Source organism: Aeromicrobium sp. CTD01-1L150 (assembly GCF_041951745.1).
Taxonomy (GTDB): domain Bacteria; phylum Actinomycetota; class Actinomycetes; order Propionibacteriales; family Nocardioidaceae; genus Aeromicrobium.
In genome coordinates this window covers 3705757-3716827 of the sequence record NZ_CP169555.1, presented here as the reverse complement: position 1 = coordinate 3716827, position 11071 = coordinate 3705757, and the positions used below count along the sequence as shown (strand labels likewise).

At 70.0% G+C, this 11071-nt stretch carries 9 protein-coding genes and 1 tRNA gene; 7 read left to right on the top strand and 3 right to left on the bottom strand.

Annotated features, from left to right (window positions below; translation table 11 throughout):
- The first annotated feature begins 14 nt into the window (after window positions 1-14).
- From ACEVFP_RS18355 to ACEVFP_RS18345, 3 genes are all read left to right on the top strand, one after another.
- Complete coding sequence (locus tag ACEVFP_RS18355) at window positions 15-1475, top strand: methyltransferase (RefSeq protein WP_375000968.1); 1461 nt, start codon at window positions 15-17, stop codon at window positions 1473-1475.
- 353 nt (window positions 1476-1828) lie between these two features.
- Window positions 1829-4561, top strand: coding sequence for a type I DNA topoisomerase (gene topA / locus ACEVFP_RS18350; RefSeq protein ID WP_375000967.1), 2733 nt, complete (start codon window positions 1829-1831; stop codon window positions 4559-4561).
- A 51-nt stretch (window positions 4562-4612) separates the two neighbouring features.
- Window positions 4613-5857: a hypothetical protein gene (locus ACEVFP_RS18345; RefSeq protein WP_375000966.1), complete on the top strand. Its 1245-nt coding sequence runs from the start codon at window positions 4613-4615 to the stop codon at window positions 5855-5857.
- Here ACEVFP_RS18345 and ACEVFP_RS18340 read toward each other — a convergent pair.
- Window positions 5748-6410, bottom strand: coding sequence for a Pr6Pr family membrane protein (locus ACEVFP_RS18340; RefSeq protein ID WP_375000965.1), 663 nt, complete (start codon window positions 6408-6410; stop codon window positions 5748-5750). The two genes, ACEVFP_RS18345 and ACEVFP_RS18340, sit on opposite strands and share 110 nt — an antisense overlap.
- 145 nt (window positions 6411-6555) lie before the next feature.
- On the opposite strand from ACEVFP_RS18340, the gene tmk reads away from it, so the two are divergent.
- Genes tmk through ACEVFP_RS18325 form a run of 3 tightly spaced genes read left to right on the top strand, consistent with a single transcriptional unit; the run spans window position 6556 to window position 9877 of the window.
- Entirely contained in the window at window positions 6556-7209 is a 654-nt protein-coding gene (tmk, locus tag ACEVFP_RS18335) for a dTMP kinase (protein ID WP_375000964.1), read from the top strand.
- Window positions 7206-8339, top strand: coding sequence for a DNA polymerase III subunit delta' (locus ACEVFP_RS18330; RefSeq protein ID WP_375000963.1), 1134 nt, complete (start codon window positions 7206-7208; stop codon window positions 8337-8339). Before tmk ends, ACEVFP_RS18330 begins: the two co-directional genes overlap by 4 nt.
- On the top strand, window positions 8336-9877 hold the full coding sequence (locus ACEVFP_RS18325) for an alpha/beta hydrolase (RefSeq protein WP_375000962.1): 1542 nt from the start codon (window positions 8336-8338) through the stop codon (window positions 9875-9877). Before ACEVFP_RS18330 ends, ACEVFP_RS18325 begins: the two co-directional genes overlap by 4 nt.
- Before the next feature lie 163 nt (window positions 9878-10040).
- Here ACEVFP_RS18325 and ACEVFP_RS18320 read toward each other — a convergent pair whose 3' ends face one another.
- A complete protein-coding gene (locus tag ACEVFP_RS18320; RefSeq protein ID WP_375000961.1) occupies window positions 10041-10340 on the bottom strand; it encodes a chorismate mutase in 300 nt (99 codons plus the stop codon).
- Between the two features lie 93 nt (window positions 10341-10433).
- On the opposite strand from ACEVFP_RS18320, the gene ACEVFP_RS18315 reads away from it, so the two are divergent.
- Window positions 10434-10509: transfer RNA gene (locus ACEVFP_RS18315), tRNA-Thr, on the top strand.
- Window positions 10510-10563: 54 nt separating this feature from the next.
- Here ACEVFP_RS18315 and ACEVFP_RS18310 read toward each other — a convergent pair.
- Window positions 10564-10815 carry a tyrosine-type recombinase/integrase gene (locus ACEVFP_RS18310; protein ID WP_375000960.1) on the bottom strand — a complete coding sequence of 84 codons (252 nt, stop codon included), beginning with the start codon at window positions 10813-10815 and terminating at the stop codon, window positions 10564-10566.
- Window positions 10816-11071 lie beyond the last annotated feature (256 nt).

Below are 11071 nucleotides of genomic sequence, written 5' to 3'. Positions count from 1 at the left end.
GCGAGGGTGGGCGCATGACCGAGCGGATGTGCGCACTGTTGGGTGAACGTCTGGACGAGGTCGACTTCACGGTCGATGCGGTGCAGCAGCTGCTCGGGGCCTCCGCCCACGATGCGCTGCTGCGCAACGAGACGACCCCGGCCCGCCGCGCGAGCGCCGACGGCTCACCCCTGGCGACGCTCGTCCGGCTCTTCCAGCTCCAGGTGAGCGTCCCTCGCGCCGACGTCGAGCGTGCGCTCCCGGCACTCGTCGACCCGATGACCGCCGAGGGTCTGCTCGCCGTCGACGGTGACGAGGTGCGGGCCTGCGTGGACGTCCGCCCCTACGGCGACGAGGGTCACGACTGGTGGGTGGTCTGTGACCTCACGCCGGGTCTGGACACGGCACCGATCGAGGTGGGCCCCGAGCACGTCCTGGGCATCAGCGAGGCCTCGAGCTCCCTGGCTAGGCTCGCCGTGCGGACCCCGGTGGAGACCGCACTCGACCTCGGGACCGGCTGTGGCGTCCAGGCGCTGCACCTGGCGTCGCACGCCCGGCACGTGGTCGCCACGGACGTCAACCCGCGGGCACTGTGGGCGGCTCGGCTCACGGCGGGTCTGGCGGGCTTCGACGTCGACGTCCGCGAGGGGTCCCTCTACGAGCCGGTCGCCGGTGAACGCTTCGACCTCGTGGTCACCAACCCGCCGTTCGTGGTGTCGCCTCCCAGTCGTGAGCGCCTCGTCTACCGCGAGAGCGACCTGCCGGGCGACGACGTGGTGCGGCGCGTGGTGACGGGTGTTGCCGACCACCTCAACCCCGGCGGCTGGTGCCAGGTGCTTGGCAGTTGGATGCACGTCGACGGCCGTCCGTGGGACGAGCGTCTCTCGGACTGGGTGGCGCTCACCGGGCTGGACGCGTGGGTGGTGCAGCGCGAGGTCGTGGACCTCCCGACCTACGTGGAGATGTGGCTCGCCGACGCCGGACTGCGGCACTCGGCGGACTACCTGCGTCGCTACGACGAGTGGCTCTCCTGGTTCGACGACCAGGGCGTCGAGGCGATGGCCTTCGGCTGGGTCAACCTGCGTGCGGCGGGCCGGGAGACGCCGGTGGTGCGTCTGGAGACGTGGCAGCACGACGTCGAGGGTCCGATGGGCCCGGCCGTCCTGGACTGGGCCGAGCGCAGCGACGCGCTCGCGACGCGCTCGGACGTCCTCGACGTCCACTGGCGGAAGGTCGAGCACCTGACGCAGGAGACCTACGGTCCGGCTGGTGCCGCCGACCCCGAGGCGATCGTGCTGCGGCTGGGGGCCGGGCCGCGCCGCGCCCGGCGGGCGGACACCATCGAGGCCGGGCTCGTCGGCGCGCTGGACGGTGACCTGTCGGCGGGGCAGGTCCTGGATGCCCTCGCCACGCTGCTGGAGCGCGATGCCGCCGAGCTCCGGGAGACCTACCGGCCCGTCGTGCAGGATCTCGTCGCCGAGGGCTACCTGCGCTGACTCCCACCCGGCCGGCCCTCATCGGTGCCTTGGCAACCGATGGGCCCGGCGAGGCCGAGACGGGTACCTGCGCAACCGAATGCGCGATCTTTGGGTTGCTCAGGCACCGATCCGGTGGGGGCGTGCGAGACAGCTGAGTCCAGGTCCGTGAACCCGATGCCTGCTCCACGGGTCGGGCTGGTGGTTCGACATCGCGGCACAGTAGTGAATACTGCCGGTGGGCTCGTGGGTGGAACCTCGCCTCCGGACGGCACCCGGCCCACCGCTGGAGCGGTCCTCGTCCACGGACCGCTTGACAGGACGCGTTAGCGTATGCGCGACCGGCCCCGTCCGGGCAGGAAGTAGGGAGTCCCTTGACCACGCTCGTCATCGTCGAGTCGCCGAACAAGGTCCGCAGCATCGCGGGCTACCTCGGCGACGGCTACGTCGTGGACTCCTCCGTCGGCCACATCCGCGACCTCCCGCGCGGTGCCGATGAGGTGCCGGCCAAGTTCAAGGGCCAGCCGTGGGCGCGGCTCGGTGTCGACATCGAGAACTCCTTCGAGCCGGTCTACGTCGTCTCGGCGGACAAGAAGTCGCAGATCACCAAGCTCAAGAAGCTCCTCAAGGACGCCGACGAGCTCGTGCTCGCCACGGATGAGGACCGCGAGGGCGAGGCCATCGCGTGGCACCTGCTCGATGAGCTCAAGCCCAAGGTCCCGGTCAAGCGGATCGTCTTCAACGAGATCACCAAGGAGGCGATCCAGCGGGCGATCGCCAACCCGCGTGACGTCGACATGGACCTCGTCGACGCCCAGGAGACCCGCCGTATCCTCGACCGGCTCTACGGCTACGAGGTCAGCCCCGTGCTGTGGAAGAAGGTCATGAGTGGCCTGTCGGCCGGGCGTGTGCAGTCCGTCGCCACCCGGCTCGTGGTGGAGAAGGAGCGCGAGCGGATGGCCTTCCGCGTCGCCGACTACTGGGACCTCGAGGCCACGTTCGATGCGGGGGAACAGCACGACCCGAGCCGGTTCCCGGCCAAGCTGCACAGCGTCGACGGCTTGCGAGTCGCCTCGGGCTCGAGCTTCAGCCAGGACGGACAGCTCAAGAGTGCTGACGTCGTGCATCTCGACGAGGCCGCGGCGGGAGAGCTGGCCACGGGGTTGCGGGAGCAGACGTTCACCGTCCGCTCGGTGGAGTCCAAGCCGTACACGCGCAAGCCGTACGCGCCGTTCCGTACCACGACGATGCAGCAGGAGGCCTCGCGCAAGTTCGGCTGGGGCGCCGCGCGCACGATGCAGGTGGCGCAGCGCCTCTACGAGAGCGGGCACATCACCTACATGCGCACCGACTCCATCACGCTCTCGCAGACCGCTGTCTCGGCGGCTCGTCGCCAGGTCTCCGAGCTCTACGGAGGCGACTACCTGCCGGACTCCCCGCGGCTGTATTCCGGCAAGGTCAAGAACGCCCAGGAGGCGCACGAGGCCATTCGTCCTGCGGGGGAGAAGTTCCGCACCCCGCAGCAGACCGGACTGCGCAGCGACGAGTACAAGCTGTACGAGCTCGTCTGGAAGCGCACCATCGCCAGCCAGATGAAGGACGCCAAGGGCAACACCGTCTCGGTCCGGCTCGGGGCCACCGCGGCGTCGGGCCAGGATGCGGTCTTCGCCGCGAGCGGCCGGACCATCACGTTCCACGGCTTCCTGAAGGCGTACGTCGAGTCCCATGACGAGGCCGACCGCCAGGGCGACGACCAGCAGACCCGGCTGCCCAACGTCGCCGAGGGCGATCCCGTCACCCCCGTCGAGCTGGGTGCCGCGGGCCACCAGACCAAGCCGCCGGCCCGCTTCACCGAGGCGTCGCTCATCTCCGAGCTGGAGGACCGGGAGATCGGCCGGCCCTCCACGTACGCGTCCATCATCGGCACCATCCAGAACCGCGGCTACGTCTACAAGAAGGGCACGGCGCTGGTCCCGGCCTGGATCGCGTTCAGCGTCACCCGGCTCATGGAGCAGCACTTCGGGCGGCTCATCGACTACGGCTTCACCGCCGAGCTGGAGGCTGTCCTCGACAACGTCGCCGGCGGACGCGAGGACCGCGTCGCGGTGCTGGAGAGCTTCTGGCGGGGCGAGGGCGAGAGTGACACCGGTCTCAAGCGACTCATCGAGAATCTCCCGGACATCGACGCACGCGGCCTGTCGACGTTCCCCCTGGGCGAGGACATCGACCTGCGGGTGGGTCGGTACGGCCCCTACGTCGAGGGTCCCCCGATGGTGCCCGGCGACGGCGGCAAGGACGTCCCCACCCGGGCCAACGTCCCGGAGGATCTTCCGCCGGACGAGCTGACGCTCGCGAAGGCCAAGGAGCTGCTCGCCAACCCGGCGGGGCAGGAGAAGTCGCTGGGCACGCATCCGGAGACGGGCCTGGAGCTCATTGCCAAGAACGGCCGGTTCGGTCCGTTCGTCACCGAGAAGCTGCCCGAGGACGCCCCCAAGGGGAGCAAGCCCCGCACCGCCAGCCTGTTCGCGTCGATGAGCCTGGACTCCATCGGCATCGACGACGCGGTCACGCTGCTCTCGCTGCCGCGGGTGGTGGGCACCGACGTCGACGGCACCGAGATCACGGCGCAGAACGGCCGGTACGGCCCGTACCTGAAGAAGGGCACGGACTCACGCTCCCTGGAGACCGAGGACCAGCTGCTCTCGCTCACCGAGGAGCAGGCCCGCGCCATCTACGCCCAGCCCAAGAAGTTCGGCCGGGCGGCCGCCAAGCCGCCGCTCAAGGAGCTCGGCGATGACCCGGTCAGCGGCAAGCCCATCGTCGTCAAGGACGGCCGCTTCGGCGTCTACGTCACCGATGGTGAGTACAACGCGACGCTGCGCAAGGACGACGACATCGAGACCCTGACCGCCGAGCGTGCCCAGGAGCTGCTCGCCGAGCGCCGTGCCAAGGGTCCAGCCAAGAAGAGCGCGAAGAAGACCGCCAAGAAGTCCACGGCCAAGAAGACCGGTGCCGCCAAGAAGAGCGCGACCAAGAAGACCGGTGCCGCCAAGAAGAGCCCGGCCAAGAAGTCGACCGCGAAGAAGACCACGACCAAGAACGCCTGAGGTCCTGGACCCGTGCCAGACCGAGCGCTGGCTGCTGCGAAAGGGAACCTGGTGAGACTTCGGATGGTCGCCGTTGCGGTGATGACTGGTGCGCTGGTGCTCATGGGTGCCTCCACGGCGAACGCGGACACCGAGGGCCACTGGTGGGAGGTCTCCGACTGGACGTTCTCGCCGCCGGCTTCCACGGCCGCGGTCGCGGTCCCGGGATCGGTGGGCTTTCCCGCTGCCGAGCTCGTGAGCAACACCGCGGGCCCGTCTGGACCGGCCACAGGTGCCAGCGCTTGGCTCGGCGCCTGGACCGCTCCCGGCGAGGTCTACGGTTCCAGCCAGAACCAGCAGTACCTCAGCCTGCGGCCGGCGGCCAACAACGCCGCGTCTCCCTCGACCTCCACGTACACCTTCGAGCACCCGACCCCGGCAGGCGGCTGGATGCTGGCCGTGGGCGACATCGACGCGGAGTTCCTGGACGTCTCCGCACTGGACGCCGATGGCGCCCCCGTCCCGATCTCGGAGCTGGGCTTCGGCTCGACCTTCAACTACTGCGACGGCTCGCCGCGCCCGTCCACCTGTGGTGCCAGCAGGCCTTGGCTTGTCCCCGACTGGGACAGCACGACCGGGCGGTTGGCGGGCCCGAGCGAGGACGAGAACGGCGAGGAGATCCCGGGCTGGACCGACTCTGACGGTGCCGCAGCATGGTTCGAGCCCACCGTCTCCCTGAGCCAGATCACCGTCACGGCCACCTGGAGGGAGGGCTTTCCGGCCTACCAGACGTGGTCTGCTGCGCTCTCGCGCGACGTGACCGGGACGGTCGGCAGCGCGGACGCCTGTGAGGTCGAGGGGCTCGAGGTCACCATCCGCCGGGGCACCGACGACGTCGCCACCACGACCACGGACGACCAGGGGCAGTTCGGGTTCGACGACCTGGCGACCTACGACGACTACGTCGTGACGATCGAGCCTGGCGAGGGATGCCGCGTCGTCGGGCCGACCGAGACCGCTGTCGACCTCTCCGAGAACGATGGGGTCGTGAACGTCGAGCTCGAGACCGTGCCCGACGACGAGGGCCCCGGGACCGGTGAACCGGGCGATGACGCGCCCGCGGGCCAGGACGGTTCGCGCACGAGCGGGGCGGGCACCGTCCCCGCCACGCAGGTCCTGCCCGACGTCGGTGCGCCCTCGTCGGGACTCATGGGACTGGGGGTGGCCCTGGTGCTGCTCGGCCTGCTGACACTGGCCGTCGGTCTCGGCGTCCCGCCCTCACGTAGACGGACGCCACTGCCAGCATCAGCACGGTGACCACGACGGCGGCCACGGCCACCGATGCCGCGCCGTGGACGTCGACGTCGAGGAAGTCGTACGGGTAGCGGCTCAGGCGGTCCTGGGGTGCGGCGAAGCTCGGTGAGCCCTGGGCGCCGCGCACCATCGTGTAGGCCAGCCAGATGATCGGCCAGGCGATGAAGACCAGGTCGCGACGCTCGAACCCGGTGCGTGGCCGCAAGGCGACGTGGCCGAGCACGGCCATGCCGGGCACGACGTAGTGGAAGATCTTGTCGTACCACCAGGCCGCGCCCGCGAGGCTGACGTAGGGGCCGATCGCGACGGCGTAGACCACGCCGGTCACCGTGATGCCTACCAGGGCAGCCAGTCGAAGGATGCCCCAGGCCCGGCCGTGCCGGTCGGGCCTCACCGCGATCAGTGCCGCGGTGACCATGACGAGGATGTTGGACTGGATGGTGAAGTAGCTGAACAGGTCCACCAGGCCGGTTCCGGTGCGGATGACCCCCTCGGTCTGTCCGAGCAGAGCTCCGAGCACGAGGACTGCGAGCGCGCCGTGCCAGAGCCTGGTCATGATCAGGACTCTACGCAGGACGGGGCGTGCGGGCGCGACATCGGCCGGCTCGGGCCCGCGTCACCTCGGCCGCCGGGAGGCCGTGACGCAGAACGGGTCTCGGGCGGGAGCGTCGACGTGGGTCGGCACCACTAGGCTCGGGCGTATGCCACCGCTGTTCACCGCCTCGGGCGTGTTCGTCGCCCTCGAGGGCGGTGAGGGTGGCGGCAAGTCCACGCAGGCCGGGCTGCTCGTGGAGTGGTTGCAGGCACGGGGCCATACGGTGCTTGCCACCCGCGAGCCGGGTGGTACCGATGTCGGCGCCGAGCTGCGCCGCATCGTGCTCGATCCCGCCACCGGTGCGCTCTCGCCCCGCACCGAGGCGCTCGTCTATGCCGCCGACAAGGCCGAGCACGTCGACGCCGTGGTGCTCCCGGCACTGGAGCGTGGCGAGGTGGTGGTCACCGACCGTTACGTCGACTCCGCGTTGGCCTACCAAGGAGCCGGCCGCGCCATCGACGCTGCTGAGCTGGAGCACGTGGTGCGGTGGGCCACGGCGGACCTGCGCCCCCACCTGACGGTCGTGCTCGACGTCGACCCGACCGTGGGCCTGGGCCGGGCCGGCAGTCCGGACCGGATCGAGTCCGAGCCGCTGGAGTTCCACCGCCGGGTGCGTCAGCACTTCCTCGACCTCGCCGCCGCCGATCCCGAGCACTACCTGGTCGTCGACGCGAGCCTGCCCGCCGAGCAGGCCCACGCTGCGGTGCGCGAGGCGCTCGAGCCCTGGCTGGAGCAGGCACGGATGGAGACGGCGCGATGACCGTGTGGGACGAGCTGGTCGGCCAGGAGCCGGTGGTCCAGACCCTGCAGCGGGCCGTGGCCGACTCCGCGAGCATGACGCACGCCTGGCTGTTCACCGGGCCGCCCGGGTCGGGCCGATCCAACGCCGCACTGTCGTTCGCCGCCGCGCTGCAGTGTGAGCAGGGCGGGTGCGGCCAGTGCCACTCGTGCACCACGGCTCGCGCCGGCAGCCACCCGGACATCACGGTCATCCGCACCGACGGCCTGTCGATCGGCACCGACGTGGCTCGCGAGTACGTCCGCAAGTCCGCGCTGCGGCCGGCACTCGGACGCCGCCAGGTCCTGGTGGTCGAGGACGCCGACCGCCTCACGGACCAGGCCGCCAACGCACTGCTCAAGGCCGTGGAGGAGCCGTCGCCGTACACGGTGTGGATGCTGTGCGCCCCGGCCGCGGAGGACGTCATCGTGACGATCCGCTCGCGGTGCCGCCCGGTGTTGCTGCGCACGCCGTCGGCCGCCGCGATCGCGGGCCTGCTCATCGAGCGCGACGGCGTCGAGCCCGAGCTGGCTACGGCCATGGCGGCGGCGTCGCAGGGCCACATCGGCCGCGCGAGGGGCCTTGCCCGTGATCCCGACGCCCGGGAGCGACGGGCGCGCATCCTCGCGCTGCCGACCACGTTGCGCTCACTCGGCGACTGCCTGGGTGCGGCCCAGTCCATCCACGACGAGGCCAATGCCCGCGCCGCCGTCACGGCCGATGCCGCCGACGAGCGCGAGCTGGCCGACCTCAGGCAGTCGTGGGGCGTGGAGGAGCGGGGGCGGCGTCCGGCGGGGTACGCCGGCGCGCTCTCGTCGTTGGAGAAGGACCAGAAGCGTCGACGGACCCGGCTGAGCCGCGATGCCATCGACGGCGTCCTGCTGGACCTGCTCTCGTTCTGTCGCGACGTCGCGGTGGCGCAGCAAGCCCCCGGGACCCCTCTGGTCAACGCCGACGTCGCCGACGCGGTGGCCGATGCGGCCCGGCTGTGGACCACCGAGTCGACCATCCGACGCATCGATGCGATTGTCGAGGCCAGAGAGTCGCTCTCGGCCAACGCCGCTCCGCTGCTCGTCCTCGAACGCATGATGATGGGATTCCTCGACCGATGAACAGACGCCTTGTCCTGCTGATCGTCCTGTCCGCGCTGGTCCTCGTGTCGGCCGTGGGCGCGGGTGCCTACCTCCTGCTGCGTGACGGCGCGGATGAGGATCCCGAGGCCACCTCCGCCGGTGCACCGGCGGACCTGGAGCGCTTCTACACCCAGGACGTCGCCTGGGAGGACTGCGGCGACGACCGCTGCGCCACGATCGAGGTCCCGGTGGACTACGAGGAGCCGGACGGCGAGACCACCGAGCTGCGGCTGCGGCGGGTGGCCTCCACCGGTGACGGCGGCCGGGTCATGTTCGTCAACCCCGGCGGTCCGGGTGGCTCGGCGGTCGACTTCGCCGGCCGGGCGGCCACGATGTTGCCCGATGAGGTCAGGGACACCTTCGACATCGTCGGCGTGGATCCGCGGGGAGTCGGCGAGAGCAGCCCGATCGACTGCTTGGAGGATGAGGAGTTCGACGAGTACGTCTCCGGGCCGGTCATCCCCGACGCCGACGACACGGCACAGATCGAGGAGCTGCGCGAGGAGATGCGCGCCTTCGGCGACGGTTGTCGTGAGAAGTCCGGGCGGCTGGCCGAGCACGTCTCCACGGCTGAGGCCGCGCGGGACATGGACATCGCTCGAGCGCTCATGGGTGCTGAGGAGATGGACTGGTTCGGCCTGTCCTATGGCACGCAGCTGGGCGCCACGTACGCCACTCTGTTCCCGGAGAGGGTGGGTCGCATGGTGCTCGACGGCGCGGTCGATCCCGCCGAGGACGGCATCGAGAGCTCGCTCGGACAGGCCAAGGGGTTCCAGAAGGCGCTCGAGGCGTACGCCGCTGACTGTGTGCAGCAGCAGGAGTGCCCGGTGGGCGATGATCCGGACGCCGCCATCGACCAGCTGGTCGACTTCTTCGGCGACCTGGCCGACCGGCCGCTGCAGACGTCCTTCGAAGGTCGGGAGCTGACCCAGGGGCACGCCTTCTACGGCATCGCCGTCACCCTGTACGACAAGGAGTCGTGGAGCGCGTTGTCGCAGGCGCTGGAGGCCGGGTTCCAGGGCAACGGGACGGTCCTGCTGGCGCTGTCGGATGCCTACTTCTCCCGTCAGTCCGATGGCTCGTACGACGGCAACATCGGTGAGGTGATCTCGGTGGTCTCCTGCCTGGACGAGCGTGACCGGCCGAGCGTGGAGGAGGCGGAGTCCCTCGTAGGGGAGTTCACGGCGGCTTCGCCGGTCTTCGGCCCGGCCATGGCGTGGGGGACGCTCGCCTGCACGGACCTGGGCTTCGAGGCGACCAACCCGCAGGTCGAGATCGATGCCGACGGTGCGCCGCCGATCCTCGTCATCGGCACCACGAACGACCCGGCCACCCCGTATGAGAACGCGGGCCGCCTGGCCGACCAGCTCGGCGACGACGTCGGCGTGCTGCTGACCCGCGAGGGCGACGGCCACACGGCCTACACGTCGGGCAACGAGTGCATCACCGGCGCGGTGGATGCCTTCTTCACCGAGGGCACCGTCCCGGAGGACGGCCTCACCTGCGAGCCCCAGTAGAGTCCGACGTCCGTTGCACAGTGGTCGACTGCAACGCAACGTCCTCGGTGGTTGAGTGCGACGCGAGCTCTGCGAGCGGCAATGGAGCCGTCGCAGAAAGGGCGTAGCCGCGACGGAGCGAAACCACGTTGGCGTAAGGACGCGTCGCCACGTCTCACGAGGCTCACCGCTCGCGAATCGCCTCGTGGTGCCGGATCACCTCGGAGATGATGAAGTTCAGAAACTTCTCCGCAAAGGCCGGGTCGAGGTCGGCGTCGGCGGCCAGGGAGCGCAGCTTGTCGATCTGCCGCGACTCGCGTGCCGGGTCGGCCGGGGGGAGGTCGTGCTCGGCCTTGAGTCGGCCCACCCGCTGCGTGCACTTGAACCGCTCGGCCAGCAGGTGCACGAGGGCGGCGTCGATGTTGTCGATGCTCGAGCGCATGCTCTCGAGCTCTCGCTGCACGTCGGGGGACTCGTCGCTCACGGCCCAGATCCTACGGGGCGGCCCCGATTCGATCCCGGACAGTCCGCCGGATAGACTCTTGGAGGTTCGGCGGGCGATCCTCGGCGAACCGTCGCCGCCTTAGCTCAGTCGGTAGAGCATTTCACTCGTAATGAAAAGGTCGTCGGTTCGATTCCGACAGGCGGCTCCACTCGTCCTCGCAGGTCAGCGACGCGACTGGACTCAGATCCAATGTTCAGATGGGTCAGTCGGTGGCGTCCGTGGCCGCTTTTTGGCCGTACGGCGCCTCGAGCAGCCGGTTCAACCGGGTGCTCACGTCATCGAGACAGCTACCCACCAGGTGGGCGTACACTGTCAACGTGGTGTGGCTGTTCGCATGCCCGAGGACAGCGGCAATGTCGACGACGCTCGCCCCGGACGACAGCATCAGACTGGCGGCGGTGTGCCGCAGATCGTGGACACGAAGCTCAGGCAGGCCCAGCTGCTTTGCCCCCACTGCAGGCAGGTGAAAGCCAGGAGCTGGCGATCGGCCGGCTAGTCTGCGGGACCGCCTCGAAGGGTGCTTCCAGCTGCTCAGGGCCCGCTACCGTGTTCACCGCGGGGGAGCATGACAGCCACGTGGCGGACATCCAGGTAAGGCGACTCGATCGCTCCCGCTCCTTGGGCCTCATCGAGACGTACGTGCACCCGTCCTCAAGCCGCTCCACCACGTACGCAGGCAGTCGCTCGTTCTGTCAGACACGCGCTGACCA